Here is a 19,911-nt window from a genome sequence, read left to right on the forward strand (position 1 = left end):
TCGGGCAGGAGGCATCCCGGTTGGCGGCACAGGATCAGCGGCCCGTGACTCTCGACGAGGCGGCCGGCCGACGGCTGCGTACCCGGGCGTCGGTCCCCGCGCGATCCGCGTCGGAGCAGGCCTCGGCCGCCGGCGGGCCGTCGGTGACCGCGGGGGTGTCGGGTTCGTCGGTGTCCGCGATCTCCGGTCGGTCGCCCTCGGAGCAGGCCCGGCACGCCATCGAGAAGCTCAACGAGCCGTTGGGGGACAGCGGTCCGAGCAGGCCGACGGCCGCCCCTGCATCGTCGGCAGCGGCTCCTCCGACAACTCCCGTAAGTCCCGTGGCGGTGTCTTCGCTCGACGGTCGGGCCAGTCAGGCCGCGGCGGGCGCGGGGCGGTGAGGGCCGGGCGCGTGCGCCGCTGGGTCAGTCGGTGAGGGTGTGGTCCGGCCACCGGGCCCTGCCCTGCTCCGGCGAGCGGAGCAGGACCAGGATGGGCAGGCCCAGGTCCCGACCGGTCGACAGCAGCTCAGGGAGCAGGGGAAGGGGCGCCACCGCCGCGACGTCGTCGAGGACGAGCGTCATTGGTGGGTCGAGCCGACCGTCGGATGACCGTGCGGCCATGCGGCGGCCGTGCTCGACCACGTCTGCTGCGAGTGCGGTGAGCAGAGGCATCGCCCCGGGGCGCGACCGGGGGTCCTCGATTGCTTCACCCACCACATAAAGGGTGCCCCCTTCATCAGCGAATGATTCCAGGGTGAGCGAATCGGTTCGATTCGGTGTGCAGGCCTCGCGGATGTGGATGGAGGAGAGCGCGGCCAGGGCGCGGGCCGTCAACTCCTGCGCGATCTCCCGGCGTTCGGGATGCGCGGTCAGCGCGGATTCGAGCAGGCCCGCGGCGCCGCTGGATGCCTTGGTGTGGGTACGGAGGATACGTACCGCCTCGTGCGCGCCGTGTCCCTGTGCCCAGCGGTGCACCTGCCGGAAGGGGCGTCCGTCCACCGCGGCGGCGTGCAGCCAGCTGCTCAGGAGCGTCTCCGCGGTGTCGGCCATCGCTGCGTCGAGGCGTGCCTGCGGGCGTACGGGCGCGAGCAGCGCGACGGCGCGGGCCGCTGCGACATCGGCCTTCTCGCAGCCGGCGGTGGGTGACCAGTGCAGGCGGGCCGGGGTGTCACAGAGGTGCCCGGGGTCGTACACGAGGACGGGCCCGAGCTTGGCGCGGGCGTCCTTCGTCTCGGCCCACACGCTGGGGTCGGAGGTGACGACGAGGACGGGCCCTTCGGCGTCGAGCACGGCCTGGACGGTGGTGGGCCGCCGGGTCTCGGGGCCGCCGTAGAGGACGCGGGGGGTACGGGGAGCGGGCACGGCGGAGTTGCCCCACGCACCGGTCGCGCCCGGGTAGAGGGAGGGGTGCGGGGATGCGTAGGGGCCCGTGGGAAAGGTGGGGGCAGTGCCGGGCGGGGCCGCGGCTGCACCCGGGTGGCCCGCGTCCCCGCCGGGGAGGCCCGCGTCCGTATTCGGGGGGAAGTGGGGCCCTGTGCCGGGCGCTTGGGGGGTGCCGACTCCGGACCCTGCTTCGGGGCCCGGGGCCGTACCGGCACTCGTCGGGAAATACGCGCCCGGGGTGTGCGATCCACCGGGGCCGGCGCCTGGGCCCGCACCCGCACTCGGGGCCGGTCTCGCTGAGGGCAGGCCACCGGCCGCGTAGCCGTGGCCGGCTCCGCCGCCCGCGTCCGTATGCGGCGCACCGCCGACTTCGTAACCTGTACCGCCACCCGCACCGGCCGCCGTCTTCCCCCGCCCGGCTGCTCCGCGTACCGCTCTCCAGCGCGCCAGCGTGCCCAGGGCGAAGATCGTCAGGACGATCAGGACCATCAGTTCGCCGATCAACAGGCCCCAGAACAGGCCGTGTCCCGAGAGTTGGTCCGCCGGGGTGTCCGGCCAGGCCGCCGGGAGGTTTTGGGGGCCGCCGAGCAGGTGGCGCAGGGCCAGCGGCGTACGGGTGAAGGTGACGCCGTCCGGCCATGCGCCGTGGGCGAACAGGCCCGCCAGGCCCGTCGCCAGCCACGCCAGGATCGTCAGGCCGAACAGGAACGCCAGCAGGCCGACCAGCAGCCCGTCGGGGATGCCGCGCTCCGACGGACCGTGGCCGCCCTGTCGATGGCCCGTCGCCGGTCCGTCTCCGCGCCCCATCTCAGGCGACCGTCGATTCGGAGGACTCGTTCATCTGCTGCTCTATGAACGTGGCCCTCTCCTCCGCCTCCAGCTCCGCCGCGTGCATGTCGTCGGACATCATCTGCGCCGACGACTCCGTCATCGCGCGGTCGGTGAAGACCAGTGGCCGTTCCGCTTCGGTGATCAGGTGTTTGACGACCTGGACGTTGCCGTTGACGTCCCATACCGCGATGCCCGGCGTCAGCGTCGGGATGATCTCGACCGCCCACCGGGGCAGCCCGAGCACCAGCCCCGTCGCCCGTGCCTCGTCCGCTTTCTGGGCGTAGATCGTCCGGGTCGATGCCATTTTCAGGATCGCCGCGGCTTCCCGCGCCGCAGCGCCGTCCACCACGTCGGACAGGTGGTGGACCACCGCCACGAAGGACAGGCCGAGCCGACGCCCGAACTTCAGGAGCCGCTGGAACAGCTGCGCCACGAAAGGCGAGTTGATGATGTGCCACGCCTCCTCCACCAGGAAGATGCGCTTCTTGCGGTCGGGCCTGATCCAGGTGTGTTCGAGCCAGACGCCCACGATCGCCATCAGGATCGGCATCGCGATGGAGTTGCGGTCGATGTGCGACAGGTCGAAGACGATCAGCGGCGCGTCGAGATCGATGCCGATGGTCGTCGGCCCGTCGAACATGCCCCGCAGGTCACCGTCGACGAGTCGGTCGATCACCAGGGCGACGTCCAGGCCCCAGGCCCGTACGTCGTCGAGATCGACGTTCATCGCGAGCGCCGACTCCGGTTTCGGGCGGCGGAGTTGCTCGACGATGTCGGTGAGGACGGGCTGCCGCGTGACCACCGTCTCGTGCACATACGCGTGCGCGACCTTGAGCGCGAAGCCGGATCGTTCGTCGAGCCCGTGCCCCATCGCGACCTCGATGATCGTACGGAGCAGGGCCAGTTGGCCCGTCGTCGTGATCGCCGGGTCCAGCGGGTTGAGTTTGATGCCGCCGTCGAGCGCCGCCATCGGGTCGAGCCGGATGGGGGTTATGCCCAGCTCCTGGGCGATGAGGTTCCACTCGCCGACGCCGTCCTCGCCCTGCGCGTCGAGGACCACCACCTGGCGGTCCCGGAAGCGCAACTGGCGTAGTACGTACGTCTTTTCCAGCGCCGATTTGCCGTTTCCGGACTCGCCGAGGACCAGCCAGTGCGGCGCGGGGAGCTGCTGTCCGTACAGCTGGAAGGGGTCGTAGATGTACCCCTTTCCGCTGTACACCTCACGGCCGATGATCACGCCCGAGTCGCCGAGACCGGGAGCCGCGGTCGGCAGATAGACGGCCTGGGCCTGCCCCGTCGACGTACGGACGGGGAGTCTGGTCGTCTCGACCTTCCCGAACAGGAAGCTGGTGAAGGCATCCGTGGCGGCGGCCAGGGGATCTCGCATGCGGGGTTGCCCTCTCGGCTAGCGGCGGATACCGGTGGCGAACGGCAAGGTGTTGACGAAGGCCCGGTGGTGCTCGCGGTCGCACCACTCCAGCTTGAGATACGACTTTCCGGCCGAGGCTCTGATGGTCCGCTTGTCGCGGGCCAGCGCCTCGGGCGAACGCGACGACACAGTGATGTACCCGACCAGGTTCACCCCCGCAGCACCGCTGGCCAGATCTTCACCCCGCTGGTCGAGTCGGCCGTGTGCCGCGATGTCGCGCGGGTCGACGGTCCGGTTCATTTTCATGGCGCGGCTCGCGTCCGCGTCGTCGTTGGTCTTCTCCGTCAGCATCCGCTCGATGGCGACCTCGGTGGGTTCGAGATCCATGGTGACCGCGACCGTGCGGATCACATCGGGGGTGTGGACGAGCAGAGGGGCCAGGAAGTTGACGCCGACGGGCGTCATCGGCCACTCCTTCACCCAGGCGGTGGCGTGGCACCAGGGCGCACGCGTCGACGACTCACGTGTCTTGGCCTGCAGATACGTTGCTTCCATCGCATCCAGCTCGGCCGGCCACGCATTGCGCTTCGTCATCGCCTGAATGTGGTCTATCGGGTGATCCGGGTCGTACATCGAGTGCACGAGGGACGCCAGGCGCCCCTGCCCCAGCGGCTGGCGCACCCGGATGTCGGCCTCCGCGAGGCGCGCGCAGATGTCGGTGAGCTCACGCGCCATGACGACGGCAAGACCGGCGTCGCGGTCGAGCTTGCGACCGCCGTGCGGGCGGGCGGCGCGGGCCATGGTCTGGGCCTCGGCGGCCAGTTCACGCGAGTAGTGCATGCAGGCGACGAGGTACGCGCGGTGCTGCTCGCTGGAGGTCGACACCATCGACTGGAGCTGCTCGTACGACTCCTGGAGCCATCCCGGTGCCTTGGTGTCGCCGCGCTGGGAGACGTCCTTGGCGTGTGCGTCGGGGTCGGCGGGCAGCGTACGGGCGAGCATCTGAAGGCGCGTCACATAGCCGTCACCGTTGGCGACATGCTTGAGCAGCGTGCCGAACCGGTCGACCAGCGCCTCCTGGTCCTCGCTGTCGCGCAGGCCGACGCCGGGGCCCTCGATCTCGATGGCGGCGGTGACGGTGCGCCGGTCGGCGTGCAGCAGGACGGCGATCTCGTCCGGGCCGAAGGGCGCGGCGAGCCAGTTGATCCGCCCGATGCCGGGCGGCGGGCCGACCTCGACCTCGCGGCCGTCGCCGGCCACGCCCGCCTCCATGGCGGTGGAGCGGTATGCCGTGTTGCTGCGCAGGGTGCGCTTGTAACTGCGGTTGATTTCAAACCATTTGTAGAATGTGCGGTGCTTGTAGGGGACGTACACCGCCATCAGCGCGATGAGCGGGCAGCCCATCAGCAGGACGATTCGCAGGGAGAGGACGGGGACGAGCAGGCCGCTCATCATTCCGAGGAACGCACCGACGATGATCACCGCGATCTCGCCGGTCTCGCGGTTCTTGCCGACGATCGCGTTCGGCCGGGCGCGGCCGATGAGATACGTACGGCGGGGCGCGATCGGCTGGGACTGGGTCGTCAACGCCCTTCACCTCCAGTGCTGTTGGTGCCGGAACCCCTGTTGCCGCCGGTGGCGCGGTGGCTGTGGGTGCTGTTGCTACGGGCCGATGGTGCGGCGGAGGGGACGGCTCCGCCACCTCCTCCGGAGCTGCTGCCGCCGCTTCCGCCGCCGCCTCCTGAGGGGCGGGAGCTGTGGGCTGCGACGCCGCCGGTGGCGGGGTTGGGCTGGCGGGGCGGCGAGCTGTTCTGGCCGCCGCCGCCACCTCCGCCTCGGCTGCTGTGGGCCTTGATGCCCTGCGAGACGAGGGCGGCGGGGGAGCTCATGACGGCGGCCGCCTGGGAGCCGTCGGTCGCCTTGTTGCGGGTGGTGCGGGCGGACGCGATCTCGTCGCCGAAGCCGGGGACGAAGCGGTAGATCATGGCGGAGGCGAAGATCGCGAGCAGGATGATGGCAAGGCCGGAGACGACCGCGGAGAACGCGTTCGGCCCCTCGTCGGTGGACAGGGCGCCGGCCAGACCGAGCACGACCACGATGACCGGCTTGATCATGATCACTGCGATCATGATGCCTGCCCAGCGGCGTACGTGCCCCCACATGTTCTTGTCGACGAGCCCCGCGTACACGACGGTGCCGAGCAGCGCGCCGACGTACAGCAGGGCGGCCCTGATGACGAGCTCCAGCCACAGCACACCGGCGGCGAGGACGGTGACGAGGGAGATGACGATCAGCATGATCGGCCCGCCCCCGATGTCCTCACCCTTTTTGAGCGCTTCGGCGAACGACCCGAAGAACACATCGGTCTGCCCGCCGGTGCCTGCGGCGATGACCTCGGTGATGCCGTCGGTGGCCGATACGACGGTGTAGAGGATGAGCGGCGTGAAGGCGGACGCAAGCACGGTGAGCCAGAGGAACCCGATGGCTTCGGACATGGCCGTGGCGAGCGGCACGCCACGGATGGCGCGCTTGGCGACGGCCAGCAGCCACAGGACGATCGTGAGGACGCTGGACGCGGCGAATACGACGGCGTACTGCTGGAGGAACTTGGGGTTGGTGAAGTCGACGTTGGCGGTCGACTTCACGGCCTCGGACAGCTTCCCGACGATCCACGCGGCGGCGTCTGCGCAGCCGCTGGCGAGCGAGGAGAGGGGGTCCAGAGATTCGGCGGGGTCGGTGGGGGCGTTGCGGGCGGAGCCGCCGCCGTCGCCGTCGCCGTCCTCGCAGTATTCCTTGGCAGGGCCGATCAGCAGGTCGCAGGGATTGTCGCTCTTGGCCGGGGCCGGGGTCGGGGTCGGTGCGGCGGCCGCACGGGCCGCAAAGAGAATGGCAGCGGTCTGCACAGTCGCGATGGCGGCGGTGAGCCTCAGCGCACGGCGTGGGTTACCGGGCATAAGTGAACCCTCCGTACTCCTCGACTGCCTTGCTGATTTCGTCGGAGCTGGAGGCCGCGACATCCCCGGGAACGGGAGCAGGACCGTCCTTCTGGGAGTCGTCGACGACCTTCCAGTCGTTGTCGGCCCACTTCATGGTGAAGGTCCAGGTCTTCCACGTCGTGCTCACCGGATCGGTCGACCCCTGCCCGGACATGCCGATCAGCCCTGTGTACCAGACCGATACCTTGGCGCTGCCCTCGCTGTAGCTCTCCACCTTCGTGCCCACCGGGACGGTGCGTGAGACAAAGATGCTGCCCTGAGGCGGGGCGCCGTTCGCGTCCAGGCCGAGCTTCTTCAGGAACTCGGCCGAGTAGGCCTGATCCTGAGGGCCTCTCAGCTTGGCCGCCGACTCCGTCGTATAGATGACGTCGACAATCTTGTGGCGGGAGTCCTTCTTGAACATGCCGTCGGATCCGAGGGCCACCGCGTAGTTGGACGCCGCGCTCTGCGCCCCCTGCTCGCTCTGCGCGAACCCGGTCGCAATCGCGCCGTTCTTGCCCTCCACCGGCCGGATGCCCGTCGCCGCCGTCGGATCCGCGCCGCCGCCCTGCTTGGCCTCCGGGTCGGGGCTGCCTTCGCCGCCGCCTCGGTTCGCGAACGCGATAGCCGCGATGAGCAGGATCACCACGCCCATCACCGTGATGAGGGACCGTGAGGTCCGTACGGGTCGCCGCGCACCCCCGTACACATCGCTGCCACCGCCCTCGGGGAGGCGTGTGCGCGTTTGGCCGGAGCCGCCGACACGGTCCGAACGACCCGTGTCGCTGCCGTAGCCGTGCTCGTCACCGAGACTCATGCCGCGTACGCCCCCTCAACCGATTGCATATCCGCGTAGTACGACGGTAGCCGTGCTGGTTCCCGCGCGGGCGCGGTGTGGTGACTCGACATCAGGGAGACGCAACCTCAGCCGGTGGGCACGACGGGCAGGTGGGATGGGGGGCGGGGAGGTGTCCGGGCGTGCCCGGAAAAGACTGGAGGTGGGCTAAACAGCCATCCCGTACACGATGGTGAAGAGCGTGCCGAGTGAGCCGATGATGAAGACGCCGGTGAGGCCAGCGACGATCAGGCCCTTGCCCTGCTCCGCGCTGAACGTGTCCCTCAGCGCCGTTGCGCCGATCCGCTGCTTTGCCGCTCCCCAGATCGCGATGCCGAGGCACAGAAGGATGGCGACGGCCATCACGACCTCGATCATGATGCGGGCTTCGTTGCCCAGGGTCCCGAACGGGCCCCAGTTGGGGGCGATTCCGCCAATGATGGTCGTGATGTCGCCCTTTTCGGCTGCCAGGTTCATGTAAGTCACCGCCCCTGTCGGGTAGTTCGATGCCCCTGCCGCACGGCACGGGTCAAGCTCTATCTTCGCTGATGAAACCGGCCTGGTATGTCGACTTGGCGGCTCTCTTTGCCCGACCTCTGCACGTATCGCCGGTCGTACCGCGCTGACCTGCGGTGCCGACCGGTTTATGCGGAAACCCGTATGGTCACTCTGTGTATCACGAGGGGTGACTCCGGGCAATGATTGGCGTTATGCACCTTTACCCAAACCCCCGGAGCGAGCTCCGCGCGGCGGCCTCCGTGCCGGGGTGAATGCGCGCGATCCCGGCTCGCCGTAAGCGACCGGGGCGGTGCCCTCGGTCGGCTGTTGTGGCGTCAGGACACGCGCCCTGGCTGCGTCTCAGCCTCGGGTTTGTCAGTGGGTGCCCGTAAATTGCTGATTGTGCGGTGTGCGCGCGGTGGGTGGGTCCGTCCCGGATGAGAAATCGGGCGGCGGTACGGCGATGAGAGGCGGGTAGGTGGATTCGGGGGCCGGCGTTGAGGTGCGGGGGTTTCGGACGGGGGACGGGGTGGCGCTGGTGGAGGCGTGGGGGCGTGGTGTCCCGCACGATCCGATCACGCACCGCTGGTTCCGCGACAAGGTGCTGCTCGACGCCAACTTCGATCCCGACGGCCTACGGGTCGCCGTGCGCGGTGACGAGATCGTCGGCGCCGCCTACGGTGTACGCCGCCGCGTGCCGATGGTCGGCGTCGATCTCGAACCCGCGCAGGGCTGGATCCCCTTCTTCTTCGTCGTGCCCGAGGCCCGGCGGGCCGGGCTGGGGCGGCGGCTGGTCACCGATGTGCTCGATCGGCTGCGGGAGCTGGGGCGTACCCGGGTGGATTTCTCCTCGTACACGCCGCACTACTTGCTGCCCGGCCTCGACGAGGAGACGTACCCGGAGGCCGCGGGGCTGCTCGGCAGTCTGGGGTTCCGCACGCTTCACGAGGTGGCCGCGATGGATCGGACGCTGGTCGGTTATCGGATGCCCGATGCGGTGCTGCGGCGGTCCGTGGAGCTCGTCGGGCTCGGCTATCGCTTCGGGACACCGTCCGACGACGACCTGGTGGACCTGTTGCGGCTGGCTGCGGAGGAGTTCGGCGCGGACTGGGCGGGGGCCGTGCGCCGCAGTCTGGCCGCCGGCATGCCCGTCGAGCGGATCGTTGCCGTGCGCGCTCCCGAGGGGGACCTGGTGGGCTGGGCCATGCACGGTGCGTACGACGGGATCGACGAGAGGTTCGGGCCCTTCGGTGTGCATGCGGGGCAGCGCGGCACCGGTCTTGGGCAGGTGCTTCTGCATCTGACGCTGGGTCGGATGCGGGCGCTGGGGCTGCACGGCGCGTGGTTCCTGTGGACGGGCGAGGACAGCCCGGCGGGGCGGCTGTACCGCGGGGCCGGGTTCGCCACGACCCGGACGTTCCGGGTGCTGCGCCGGGAGGACGCGTGAAGCGGCGGCGGTTGCTGACGGGTGGGCTCGGCGGGCTCGGGGGGCTTGTCGGGATCGGTGGGCTCGGTGGGCTTGTCGGGGTGGGAGCGGCGGGGTGCGGGGCTCCGGGGGGCGGTGGGGCCGGGCGCCCCGGCGATCCCATCGTCCTGACGGTGCTGTCGCACTACGGGAGCGAGCCCCTGAAATCCGCCCTCCAGAGCGCCATCGACGAGTGGAACGCCGGCCACGACCGCGTCCAGGTGCGCTCCACAGCGGTCCGTTACGCGGACCTCCTGACCACCGCGATGGTCAGGCAGGCCGCCGGGCAGGGCGCCGACATCATCCACCCCTACACCTTGTGGGCCGGGCAGCTGGTCCGGGCCGGGGTGCTGGCACCGGTGCCGGACGAGGCGGCCCGGCGGGTACGTCGTGGGTTCACCGAGGCCGCCGTCACCGCCGCCTCGGTGGGCGGCAGGCTGTACGGCTACCCGACCGAGGTCCAGACGTACGCGCTGTACTGCAACACGCGCCTGCTGCGGGAGGCCGGCGTCGAGCGGCCTCCACGTACCTGGCGGGAGCTTGAGGAGGCGGCGTACGCGAGCACCCGGCGCGACGCGCACGGCAACACGCTGGTGCAGGGCTTCGGTCTGTCCCGCGCCGAGGACTCCACCGTCGTGGGGCAGACGCTGGCGCTGCTCGCGGCGAGCGGCGGTTCGTACCTCACCGAGGACGGCACCCGGGCCGCCATCGGCTCCCCGAAGGGGCGGGCGGTGATCGAACTGGAGCGACGGCTGATCGACCGGGGCGCGAGCAGTCCCGGCACCGACCTCTATAAGGCGTTCCCGTCCGGTCAGGTCGCGATGGCGATCAGCGCCGGCTGGTGGACTGGCAGCCTGAAAAACACGATGGGGCGCGACTACCGGGATGTGACGGTGGTGCCCGTGCCAGGGCCGGGCGCGGGGGACCGGGGCACGATCACCACCGGGTTCCTGCTCGGGGTGAACGCGAAGAGCCGCCACCAGGAGGCGGCCTGGGACTTCCTGCGCTGGCTCAACGCGGACGAGGTGTCCGCACGGCGATCCGGGGGAGCGGGCGGGGCGGAGCGGCGGGAGCAGCGGGAGCAGCCGGGCACCGCGCCCCGGACCGCGCCCGGGACCGCGCCCATCACCGTGACCCGGATGAGCGCCCTTCAGGTCTCCGTCGGGTCGATGACCGGCCGCAGCCAGGACATGCGCGCCCTCCTCGACACGACCCGGGACGCGAACCTCGGCCCGTTCCTGGACGCCCTGCGGTACGCGACCCCTGAGCCGAACGGGCCGCACGCGCAGAAGGCGAAGACGCTGCTGCGCAAGAACATCGAGGAGGTGTGGAGCGGACAGCAGCCGGTGGACAAGGCGCTGCGTACCGCCTGTCGGCAGATCGACCAGGAGCTGTCCCGCGGCTGACCGCCCCTGTGCCTCCTCGTGGCTGCGCATCCGCGTCCTCCGTCCGACCACCCCAGAAAGGGGGTGCCCAGTGGCCACATCCGAAACGAGGCGCCCTTCAGCCGTGGCCGGTGGCCCGGCGGCCCGGACCCGTAGGCGCCAGACCACCGTCGCCTACCTCTTCCTGACACCGGCGCTGCTCTTCTTTGCGGCCTTTCTCGTACTGCCGCTGCTGTTCGCGCTGCTCCTCGCACAGTCGCGCTGGGCGGGCTTCGACCTGGCCGACATCGAGCCCGTGGGCCTGGACAATTTCGCCGATCTGTTCGCGCGGGGGTCGACGTTCCTGACGCCCGTCCTCACCAACACACTGCTCTACGCGCTGGGCACTGTCGTCATCGCGACGGCGGGCGCGCTGGTCGTCGCCAACTGCATCAACAACCTCCGCTTCCAAGGACTGTGGCGCACGCTCTACTTCCTGCCGATCGTCACGACGGTGGTGGCGATCGGCAACGTATGGAAGTACATCTACCAGCCCGGCGGCCTGCTCAACGGGGTGCTCAACGCTCTCGGAGTCGGGTCGGTGGCGCTGCTCCAGAACCCCCGCACCGCGCTCCCCTCGGTGGTCGTCGTACAGGCGTGGGCATCCCTGGGCGCGGCGATCCTCATCCTCACGGCGGGGCTCAAGGCGATTCCCGAGTCGTACTACGAGGCGGCGGCGCTGGACGGCGCGCGGCCGCTCACGGTCTTCTGGCGGATCACCGTGCCGCTGCTGCGGCCGTCGCTGCTCTTCGTGAGCATCACCCAGTTCATCACCGGACTGCAGTCGTTCGCATTGATCATCGTGATGACGGGGGACGGCGGGCCGGGTGACGCGACGAATGTGGCGGCTCTGGAGATGTACCAACAGGCGTTCAAGTACGGCGACTGGGGCATCGCCAGCGCTGCCGCGTTCACGCTGTTCGCGGTCATCCTGGCGATCACGCTGCTACAGCTGTGGTTCTTCCGGCGGAAGGGGTCGGAGGCATGACGCGGACCGGGAAGAGGGTGGCGGGCGGCTCGGTGCACAGGCGCATTCCGTGGCTGTCGTACGTCGTCGTGGGGACCGGCGCGGTCGTGATGGTGGTGCCGTTTCTGGATCTGCTGATGTCGTCGTTCAAGGGCTCCGGCGAGTACGGCAGGCTCCCGTACCGCTTTCTGCCCGAGGCCTTCGATCTGTCCAACTACCGCGCCGCGTTCGAGCAGCTCGACCTGCCCCTGCTGTTCCGCAACAGCGTGGTCGCCACCGCCGTCATCACCGGCTCGACCCTGCTGACCTCTTCGCTCGCGGGCTACGCGCTGGCCAAACTGCGCTTCCGGGGCCGTGAGGTCATCTTCAGGCTGGTGCTCGCGACGATGATGTTCCCGTCGTTCCTCTTCTTCATCCCGCACTTCCTGATGATGGTCCACTGGCCCCTGGCGGGGGGCAACAACCTGCTGGGCAACGGCGGGGCGGGCCTCACCGTCAGCCTTGCTGCGCTGGTCATGCCGTTCCTGGTGTCGGGCTTTGGGATCTTCCTGATGCGGCAGTTCATCGTCTCGATCCCGGACGAGATGCTGGAGGCGGCGAGGATTGACGGGGCGGGGGAGTTCACGCTGTGGTGGCGGATCGTGGTCCCGCAGACGAAGCCGGTCGCGATCACGCTCGCGCTGCTCACGTTCGTGAACGCGTGGAACGAGTACATCTGGGCCCTGCTGGTCTCCACGGCCAACCCGCGCCTGATGACCCTGCCGGTCGGCATCCAGACGCTGCAGAGCTTCCTGGACCCGGACCGGATGGTGCCGATCATGATGGCGGGGCTGGTGCTGAGCACGGCGCCGGTGCTGTGCTTCTTCGTGCTGCTGCAGAAGTACTACATCCGGGGGGTGATGCTCAGTGGGCTCAAGTGACTCAAGTGAGTCGGCGGCTGTATTCCCTGACGACGCGGCGGGTGGATGTCGGGCAGAGGGGCGAGGAGTCGTGGACGGTGCTGGCGGATCCGGAGGGGAACGAGTTCTGCGTCGTACGCCCGAAGGCGACGCTCGTCGGCTGAGTCCCGTCCCGGCTCCCGTGAGTTGACCGGCCGTGCGGGGCCACCGCCATACTGTTCGAATGCCCAGTGCCCCCTCGCCCGCCTTCTCAGCACCGATGCAACGCACCCGTGTAGTCGTCATCGGCGCAGGACCCGCAGGTCTTACCGTCGCCAACATCCTGCGCGCCGCCTCCGTCGACTGCGTGGTGCTGGAGACGGAGAGCAGGGAGTCCATCGAACAGCGGCCCCGCGCCGGCTTCATCGAGGAGTGGGCCGTACGCGCCCTCGCCGAGCGTGGTCTCGCGGACCGGCTGCTGGCGCATGCGCCGACCCACACCGAGTGTGAGTTCCGCTTCGAGGGTGAGCGCCACAGGTTCCCGTACGCCGAGCTGTCCGGCCACCGCCACTTCGTGTACCCGCAGCCGCTGTTGGTGACCGACCTGGTGCGTGCGTACGCCGACGAGTCGGCCGGGGACATCCGCTTCGGCGTACGCGACGTACAACTGCACGGCATCGACACCGAGAACCCTGCCGTCTCCTATACGGACCCGGCGACGGGGGAGCGTCGACGTATCGACTGCGATGTGGTCGCGGGCTGCGACGGCGCGCGCGGTGTCACGCGCGGCTGTCTGCCGCCCGAGCGCACCACCGTCGCCCGGCACGACTTCGGCATCGGCTGGCTGGCACTCCTCGCGGAAGCGCCGCCGTCCTCGGACTGCGTGGTCTTCGGCGTCCACCCGCGCGGCTTCGCCGCCCACATGGCGCGGACGCCGCAGGTCACCCGCTACTACCTGGAGTGCCCACCCGGCGACGACCCGGACAACTGGCCGCACGAACGAGTCTGGTCCGAACTCCGCGCACGCCTGAAGGTCGACGGCGGGCAGCCGCTCGTCGAGGGCCGGCTGATCGAGAAGCGCGTATTGGACATGCACAACTACGTGGTGGCGCCGATGACTTACGGGCGCCTGTACTTGGCGGGTGACGCCGCCCACCTCGCGGCCCCGATCGCCGCGAAGGGCATGAACCTCGCCCTGCACGATGCGCTGTTGCTCGGCGACGCGCTGGTCGCGTACTGCGCCAAGGGAGATGGCAGCGGCCTCAGCGGCTACTCGGAGGCGTGCCTGCGGCGGGTGTGGCAGTACGAGGAGTTCACGCAGTGGCTGTCGGAGTTGCTGCACGGGGCGTCGTCGGGCGACCCGTTCCGGGCGGGCGCCGCGGGTGCCCGGCTGCGGCGGCTACTCGGGTCACCGGCTGCGGCGTCGGCGTTCGCGGCGATGTACATCGGCAAGGACGTCGACCACTGAGGCGGTGACCGCTCGACGGCAGACGGCATCCGGCGGCCGAGGGCCGTGGCGGCCGGGTTCGTACCGCAGGGGCACAGGGAACGTCGGCTACGCCAGCGTCGCGTGTTCCGGCTTCCGCGCGGAGCACTCGGCGCACTCGGAGTAGTCCGAGAAGTCCGAAGAGGGGGAAGAGATCCGATCAGACGGAAGTGAGCGGCAGGCGCGCGGGGCAAAACGGCAGTGAACCCGACTCCGATGGGGGAGGGTTGAGGAGTGCGCAAAGTCTGGTTGGCCTCCGGTATAGGGATCGGGCTCTGCCTGAGCTTCGTCGCGCTGCTTGTCGTCGGGACCTTCTCCGCCGCCGCGGGGCTGGCCAGTGGCGCGGGTGGCGGCAGGGCGGTCGGGCTGGCCAAGGGTGCCGTGCCCGCGCTCTACCAGCCGATTGTGCAGAAGTGGGGCAATCTCTGCCCCGCGATCAATCCGGCGCTGCTCGCCGCGCAGCTCTATCAGGAGAGTGGCTGGGACCCGACGGCGAAGAGCCCGGCCGACGCGCGTGGCATCGCGCAGTTCATCCCCGGTACGTGGGCGGCTCATGGCGTCGACGGGGACAAGGACGGCGACCGGGACATCTGGGACCCGGCCGACGCGATCCCGTCCGCGGCGACGTACGACTGTGAATTGGCTGGATACGTCAAGAAGGTGCCCGGCGATCCGACCAAGAACATGCTCGCCGCGTACAACGCCGGGTCGTACGCCGTCATCAAGTACGGGGGCGTTCCTCCGTACCGCGAGACGCAGAACTACGTGAAGATCATTACGACCCTGGAGCAGAGCTTCGCCAAGCCCGTCGGCCGGGTTCAGCCGTCTCGGCAGGCCGCCGGGGCCATCTACTTCGCGCAGAAGAGGCTCGGTACGAAGTACCTGTGGGGCGGGAACGGGACGCCTGAGCAGGGCGGTCGGTTCGACTGCTCCGGGCTGACCCAAGCGGCGTACAGGACCGTGGAGATCGAGCTGCCGCGCGTCGCCAACGACCAGTACAACGCCGGGCCGCATCCCTCGCGCGAGGAGCTGCTGCCGGGGGACCTGGTCTTCTTCTCGGACGACCTCACCAACTCGCGGACGATCCGGCACGTCGGGCTGTACGTCGGCGGCGGATACATGATCAACGCGCCGTACACCGGTGCCGTGATCCGCTTCGACAAGATCGATACGCCGGACTACTTCGGCGCCACACGGGTCACCGAGGATGGCGCGAAAGCGCTGCCGAAGCAGCGGGCGGGCGAGCCGGGCGGAGCGTGAAGTGAGGCGTAACGTGGCTGGAACTCTCCGCTAAGACCCGGCCCTGAGCTGGGGCTATGCATCTCTCTTCGATAACGTGATGGTGATCTTTCCGTGGAGAGTGGAACGGCCGGGCACAGTGGCGCGTTTCCTTGGAGTGGGACAGCCGCCACGACGTCTTCGGACCGTGCGCCTGTTCCGACGCGCTGACCACGGCATGGGTTGTGACGGACCAACGGGGGTTCGCAGGAGCGGCACGCACCCCGTGTGCCGCGGAGCAGGTATCAAGGCAAGGGGCCGCGGCAGATGGCTGGACTCGCACTGGACAGGGCGAACCCCGATGTCGGTCTGCTCTACGACATCAACGGGCTCGCCGTCGACGCACCGGGCTGGCTCGACCGGGTCATGGAGTTCGTCGGTGAGTACGGAATCATGCTCGGCCTCGTCGTGGTGGGCCTCTGGGCATGGTGGAGCGTGCGCAAGGGCGAGGACGCGGTCGTGTCCGTGGCCGGGCTCGTCTGGGCGCCGCTGGCGGCCGGTATCGCACTGCTGATCAACATCCCGATCCGCGGGTTCGTGGAGCGGCCCAGACCCTTCCTCGACCACAAGGGCCTTGACGTCCTGGTGGCCGGCAAGACGGACTACTCGTTCGTCAGCGACCACGCGACGATGGCGATGGCCATCGGGGTCGGGCTCTTCGTCGCCAACCGGAAGTTCGGGCTCGCCGCGATCGGCTTCGCCGTGGCCGAGGGCTTCTGCCGCGTCTACATGGGTGTGCACTACCCGACCGACGTGATCGGCGGATTCGCCCTCGGGACGGCGGTGGTGCTGCTGCTGGCTCCGCTCGCGATGATGCTGCTGACGCCGCTGGTGGCGGCGATCTCCCGCTCGCAGACGGTGGGTTGGCTCGTACGGTCCAAGGGGTCGGTGGCGGCTGCGGCAGCTTCCGCGCAGGCTGCCGCAGCCGGTGCTTCCGCGGCTGTTCCCGGGCCGCGGGCCGAGGAGAACGTGCGCAACGATCTCGCTGCGTGAAGCGGTGCGGGTGCGGGGTGGGTGCGGGGCCGGCCCGCCTACAGCGCCTGCGGGAAGTCGAAGAGCCTGTCCGGGTCGTAACGCTTCTTCAGCTGGCTGAGCCGGTCCGCCGCGGCGCCGTAGTAGGCCTTGCGCCAGTCGGGCAGGGTCGCGTCCGTGTAGTTCTGGTACGCGGCCCCCGAGGCATGGCGGCGCATCGCCCCGTGCGCGCTTTTCAGCCAGGCCTGCTGCGCCGTGCCGGACGTACCCGCGCGCCACGAGCCGATGTACTGGGCCAGCATCCGTGAGCGGCGGTGCACAAAAGCCGTCGCGAGCGGGTCGACGCGGTTGACCGCCCCGCCGAGCGCCGTCAGCGCGATGCTGCCGCCGCCACCGCCCTGCGCCGCGGTGACGCGGGTGAAGGCCTCCGTCTGGGAGAGCAGGGCGCGGATCCCGGCGGGCGAGAGCGAGCGGTCGAAGAAGTCCGAGCGGGCGGCGTACGTCTCGCGCCCCAGTGCGCCCGTGCCGGTGCGGCCGGGTGTGCTGCCGGGAAGGTGGCACTGCGCGTCACTCAGGCCCGAGCAGCCCGCGTAGATGAGCATCGCCTCCTGGTAGGTGCGGCGGCGCAGCGAGACCGAGCGGGCCGGGGCGCCGACCTTGTCGGCGAGGCGGTCCACGGCGTTCTGGAGATCGCCGTACGTCCCCAGGGAGAAGGCCGACACGGTCACGGTGGGCGTCCCGCCGCCCGCTCCGGCAGCGAGGTGCGCCGACGACCAGATCTCGTCGGGCTGGGCCGGGCCCCACTCCTGCCAGGCGGCGAGGACGGCCTGGGCCTTGGACCAGGGCCAGGACAGGTATGCCGTGACCGCGGCCGGGGCGGGGTGGGTGCGAAAGGTGAGGCTGGTGACCACGCCGAAGTTGCCGTTGCCCGCGCCGCGCAGGGCCCAGAAGAGGTCGGCGTTCTCGGTGGCCGTGCAGTGGAGGCGCTTGCCCGCGGCGGTGATCAGGGTCGCGGAGGTGAGGCTGTCGCAGGTCAGCCCGTACGCCCGGGAGACCACACCATGGCCGCCGCCGAGGGTGAGCCCGGAGATGCCGACGGTCGGGCAGGAGCCGGCGGGGATGGTGCGGCGGTGGCGGGCGAGGCCCTGGTAGACGTCGATGAGCTTGGCGCCGGCGCCTATCGTGCCGTCCGCCTTGACCTGGGCGAGCTTTGATACGTCGATGACCAGGCGGCCGGTGCCGCTGGACCAGCCCGCGTAGGAATGGCCGCCGTTACGGATGGCCACCGGGGTGCGGTGAGCCCTGGCGAAGGCGAGGCACTCCTGGATGTCCGTCTCGTTCGACACATAGGCGACGGCGGCGGGCTTCAGGGTGTCGAAGCGGGTGTTGTAGAGCTGCCGGGCCGTCTTGTACGTGGCGTCGGCGGGGCGGACGAGTTTGCCGTCGAGGCCTCGGGCGAGCGCGGTCCAGCTGGCGGCGGCAGCGGCTGCGCGGCTGGGGCGGGTGGTTGTCGCGGTGGCTGCGGTCGCCGTGGCGGGGGTGCTGGTGGTGCGGCTGGGGCTGCTGCCGTCCTTGCTGCCTGTGCAGGCGGTGGCTGCGGTCGCCGCGAGGGCGGTTGCCGCGGTGAGAAGTGTGCGCCGGTCCATGTGGCCTCCTGGGGGACGAGACGACACCGCGGGGCAACGGGTTCCGGGGAGGCGGCTTTTCCTCAACCCCGCCGCCTGGGGGTGGGCGCTCCGGCTGTGGCGCCGGGGGCGCACGCCTGGCGCAGCGCGGTGGCTTTGCGCCGGGGTGCGGTGGGTGTGTCACGTGCGGGGGTGTCGCGCCGGGGTCAGGATGCTGCCGCGTGCGACTGCGCGTCCTTGCGGGCCAGATCCCGGGAACGACGGGCCGGGCCGCGCCAGCCGCAGGTGCAGTGCGCGACGCAGAAGGAACCACGATCGGTGGTGCCGGTTTGGTGGGGGTGGGCTTCCGGTGGGGCTTGTTGGAGCACGCCTTCACCGTACTGGGGTGGGCCGGTCGCGGGACAGTCGGTCCTTGGCCGGTCATCCGCTGTCCGCTGTCCGCTGTCCGCTGTCTGCCGTGCGGCGTATGCCATTGGCTACCGGCTACCGGCTACCGGCTACCGGCTACCGGCTACGGACGGGCCGCGGGCAGCAGGTGGCTGGCGGCGGCCGGACGGCCGGACGGCCGGACGGTCGGCGGTCGGAGGCCGCCGCAGCACGCCGAAGCCCCGTAGGCCCCCCGGGGCCTACGGGTGCGAGGGGTGCGTAAAGAAGGGGCGCGTGACCGGGGGACCGCCGTGGTCGTTAGGCGGGGCGGACTCAGTGCGGTACGGCGTGGGGGGATGGGGCGGGCCATGGTGGTGCAGCAGCACAGGCTCAGGGGCGGAGCAGTCGCCGTTACGGCCGTGGTGGGGCTGTTGGCGAGCACCGCCGGGTGCTCCGGTGACGGTGGGGCGGTCGCCGAGGACCGGCAGAGCGGTGACCCCGTCGATGTCGTGCACCGCGCCGCCGAGGTGCTCGCCGGGGCCGGGAGCTCCAGGACCCGTACGTCGATGGAGATGGCCGCGGGCGGTACCCGGGTCACCATCCGGGGCGAGGGTACGTACAACTTCCGCGAGCGGATGGGGCAGCTGAAGGTTCAGCTGCCCCAGGACCCCGCGGGTGTCGACGAGCACCGGCCCATCACCGAGCTGCTCTCGCCCGGCGCGCTGTACATGAAGAACCGCGGCGCCGGTGTCCCCGTCGACAAGTGGGTACGGATCGACGCGGCGACCCTCGACGACGGGAATCTCGTCACCGGCGGGGCGACCGACCCGCTGGTCGCCGCCGAACTGCTGCGCGGGGCAAGCACGGTGACGTACGAGGGAAGGACGGAACTGGCCGGCGGGAGCGCGCGGCACTACCGGGGTGTCGCCGACATCGGGCGGGCCGCGCGGGCCGCTTCGCCGCAGGTGCGTGGGGCGCTCGCGGCGGCGGCGAAAGGATTCGCCAGGGACGCCGTCCCCTTTGACGCGTACCTCGACGACCAGGGGCGGCTGCTCAAGGTCCGCCACCGCTTCAGCTACATCAACTCGGGCCGCGCGGTCGCGGTGGCCTCTACGACGGTGCTGTACGCGTTCGGTACACCGATCCTGGTGCGACTGCCTGCGGAGCGTGACATTTTCGCCGGGAAGATTGAGTCATAGCCCTTGGCCCCGGCCTAAATGGTCCGTCCGTGCCATGCGCGGGGTGTGCCGCGGTGCCTACGCTAGGAAGCCGACGACGGCAGGAGAGGTGACGCACGTGGGCCCGATGCGCAGCATGGCCGTCCAGGACCACATCGCCCTCGCCGAGATCGAGCTGTGTGGCGAGTTGATGATCGCGGCGTCGGCCGCGGACGGAGAGCGGCTCAGCCCGGACCGTATCGACGAGGTGTTGGAAGTCGCAGGAGCCATGGGCGCGGGTGCCGTGGGAGCAGGTGCCGTGGGCGCGGGAGCGATGGGTGTGGGAGTGACCGGAGGGAGTGCGGGAGTCCCCGGCTCCGCTGCCGGGCCGCGACGCGGCTGACCGGGGCGGGGCGCGGGG

General features: G+C 70.3%; 16 protein-coding genes and 2 pseudogenes. 11 read left to right on the forward strand and 7 right to left on the reverse strand.

Features of this window, described 5'->3' with window-relative positions; translation table 11 throughout:
* A pseudogene (locus ABCR94_RS30130) lies at positions 1–380 on the forward strand (hypothetical protein); the annotation flags it as partial.
* A gap of 24 nt (positions 381–404) precedes the next feature.
* Here the strand turns inward: ABCR94_RS30130 and ABCR94_RS30135 are convergent.
* The 6 genes from ABCR94_RS30135 to ABCR94_RS30160 all read right to left on the reverse strand — a co-directional run bounded on the left by ABCR94_RS30135 (position 405) and on the right by ABCR94_RS30160 (position 7,851).
* Positions 405–2,171: a type IV secretory system conjugative DNA transfer family protein gene (locus ABCR94_RS30135; RefSeq protein ID WP_347123635.1), complete on the reverse strand. Its 1,767-nt coding sequence runs from the start codon at positions 2,169–2,171 to the stop codon at positions 405–407.
* A 1-nt stretch (position 2,172) separates the two neighbouring features.
* On the reverse strand, positions 2,173–3,582 hold the full coding sequence (locus ABCR94_RS30140; protein WP_347123636.1) for an ATP-binding protein: 1,410 nt from the start codon (positions 3,580–3,582) through the stop codon (positions 2,173–2,175).
* A gap of 18 nt (positions 3,583–3,600) precedes the next feature.
* Positions 3,601–5,151 (reverse strand): SCO6880 family protein, encoded by a 1,551-nt coding sequence (locus ABCR94_RS30145; RefSeq protein ID WP_347123637.1) that lies wholly within the window; start codon positions 5,149–5,151, stop codon positions 3,601–3,603.
* Positions 5,148–6,518, reverse strand: a complete 1,371-nt coding sequence (locus ABCR94_RS30150) for a hypothetical protein (protein ID WP_347123639.1) — start codon at positions 6,516–6,518, stop codon at positions 5,148–5,150. The genes ABCR94_RS30145 and ABCR94_RS30150 overlap by 4 nt, the downstream gene beginning before the upstream one ends.
* Positions 6,508–7,356, reverse strand: coding sequence for a DUF8175 domain-containg protein (locus ABCR94_RS30155; protein WP_347123641.1), 849 nt, complete (start codon positions 7,354–7,356; stop codon positions 6,508–6,510). The genes ABCR94_RS30150 and ABCR94_RS30155 overlap by 11 nt, the downstream gene beginning before the upstream one ends.
* Positions 7,357–7,542: 186 nt before the next feature.
* A complete protein-coding gene (locus ABCR94_RS30160; protein WP_138899619.1) occupies positions 7,543–7,851 on the reverse strand; it encodes a DUF8827 family protein in 309 nt (102 codons plus the stop codon).
* Positions 7,852–8,401: 550 nt separating this feature from the next.
* Between ABCR94_RS30160 and ABCR94_RS30165 the strand changes: the two genes are divergently transcribed.
* The 8 genes and pseudogenes from ABCR94_RS30165 (at position 8,402) to ABCR94_RS30200 (ending at position 16,363) form a co-directional block, all read left to right on the forward strand.
* Positions 8,402–9,319, forward strand: coding sequence for a GNAT family N-acetyltransferase (locus ABCR94_RS30165; protein WP_347123643.1), 918 nt, complete (start codon positions 8,402–8,404; stop codon positions 9,317–9,319).
* A 152-nt stretch (positions 9,320–9,471) separates the two neighbouring features.
* Complete coding sequence (locus tag ABCR94_RS30170) at positions 9,472–10,743, forward strand: ABC transporter substrate-binding protein (protein WP_347123644.1); 1,272 nt, start codon at positions 9,472–9,474, stop codon at positions 10,741–10,743.
* Between the two features lie 70 nt (positions 10,744–10,813).
* Entirely contained in the window at positions 10,814–11,749 is a 936-nt protein-coding gene (locus ABCR94_RS30175; protein ID WP_347123645.1) for a carbohydrate ABC transporter permease, read from the forward strand.
* Positions 11,746–12,648, forward strand: a complete 903-nt coding sequence (locus ABCR94_RS30180; protein ID WP_347123647.1) for a carbohydrate ABC transporter permease — start codon at positions 11,746–11,748, stop codon at positions 12,646–12,648. The genes ABCR94_RS30175 and ABCR94_RS30180 overlap by 4 nt, the downstream gene beginning before the upstream one ends.
* A gap of 14 nt (positions 12,649–12,662) precedes the next feature.
* Positions 12,663–12,791, forward strand: a pseudogene (locus ABCR94_RS30185) (VOC family protein); the annotation flags it as partial.
* Positions 12,792–12,886: 95 nt separating this feature from the next.
* Positions 12,887–14,074, forward strand: a complete 1,188-nt coding sequence (locus ABCR94_RS30190) for a 4-hydroxybenzoate 3-monooxygenase (protein WP_347123648.1) — start codon at positions 12,887–12,889, stop codon at positions 14,072–14,074.
* A gap of 252 nt (positions 14,075–14,326) precedes the next feature.
* A complete protein-coding gene (locus ABCR94_RS30195) occupies positions 14,327–15,352 on the forward strand; it encodes a C40 family peptidase (RefSeq protein WP_347123650.1) in 1,026 nt (341 codons plus the stop codon).
* Positions 15,353–15,637: 285 nt separating this feature from the next.
* On the forward strand, positions 15,638–16,363 hold the full coding sequence (locus tag ABCR94_RS30200) for a phosphatase PAP2 family protein (protein ID WP_347123651.1): 726 nt from the start codon (positions 15,638–15,640) through the stop codon (positions 16,361–16,363).
* Between the two features lie 38 nt (positions 16,364–16,401).
* Here ABCR94_RS30200 and ABCR94_RS30205 read toward each other — a convergent pair whose 3' ends face one another.
* Positions 16,402–17,988 carry an FAD-binding oxidoreductase gene (locus ABCR94_RS30205; RefSeq protein WP_347123653.1) on the reverse strand — a complete coding sequence of 529 codons (1,587 nt, stop codon included), beginning with the start codon at positions 17,986–17,988 and terminating at the stop codon, positions 16,402–16,404.
* Between the two features lie 713 nt (positions 17,989–18,701).
* Between ABCR94_RS30205 and ABCR94_RS30210 the strand changes: the two genes are divergently transcribed.
* Both ABCR94_RS30210 and ABCR94_RS30215 read left to right on the forward strand, forming a co-directional pair.
* Positions 18,702–19,532, forward strand: coding sequence for an SCO4651 family lipoprotein (locus ABCR94_RS30210; protein WP_347123654.1), 831 nt, complete (start codon positions 18,702–18,704; stop codon positions 19,530–19,532).
* A gap of 88 nt (positions 19,533–19,620) precedes the next feature.
* A complete protein-coding gene (locus ABCR94_RS30215; RefSeq protein ID WP_347124084.1) occupies positions 19,621–19,893 on the forward strand; it encodes a hypothetical protein in 273 nt (90 codons plus the stop codon).
* Positions 19,894–19,911 lie beyond the last annotated feature (18 nt).

Source organism: Streptomyces changchenzhani, from assembly GCF_039766235.1.
Classification (GTDB): Bacteria; Actinomycetota; Actinomycetes; order Streptomycetales; family Streptomycetaceae; genus Streptomyces.

Bases quoted from the DNA above. Each gene is read 5' to 3' on its own strand.
- ABCR94_RS30135 (WP_347123635.1), bottom strand. From the start codon at position 2,171: ATGGGGCGCGGAGACGGACCGGCGACGGGCCATCGACAGGGCGGCCAC.
- ABCR94_RS30140 (WP_347123636.1), bottom strand. From the start codon at position 3,582: ATGCGAGATCCCCTGGCCGCCGCCACGGATGCCTTCACCAGCTTCCTG.
- ABCR94_RS30150 (WP_347123639.1), bottom strand. From the start codon at position 6,518: ATGCCCGGTAACCCACGCCGTGCGCTGAGGCTCACCGCCGCCATCGCG.
- ABCR94_RS30155 (WP_347123641.1), bottom strand. From the start codon at position 7,356: ATGAGTCTCGGTGACGAGCACGGCTACGGCAGCGACACGGGTCGTTCG.
- ABCR94_RS30160 (WP_138899619.1), bottom strand. From the start codon at position 7,851: ATGAACCTGGCAGCCGAAAAGGGCGACATCACGACCATCATTGGCGGA.
- ABCR94_RS30180 (WP_347123647.1), top strand. From the start codon at position 11,746: ATGACGCGGACCGGGAAGAGGGTGGCGGGCGGCTCGGTGCACAGGCGC.
- ABCR94_RS30190 (WP_347123648.1), top strand. From the start codon at position 12,887: ATGCAACGCACCCGTGTAGTCGTCATCGGCGCAGGACCCGCAGGTCTT.
- ABCR94_RS30200 (WP_347123651.1), top strand. From the start codon at position 15,638: ATGGCTGGACTCGCACTGGACAGGGCGAACCCCGATGTCGGTCTGCTC.
- ABCR94_RS30205 (WP_347123653.1), bottom strand. From the start codon at position 17,988: ATGGACCGGCGCACACTTCTCACCGCGGCAACCGCCCTCGCGGCGACC.
- ABCR94_RS30210 (WP_347123654.1), top strand. From the start codon at position 18,702: ATGGTGGTGCAGCAGCACAGGCTCAGGGGCGGAGCAGTCGCCGTTACG.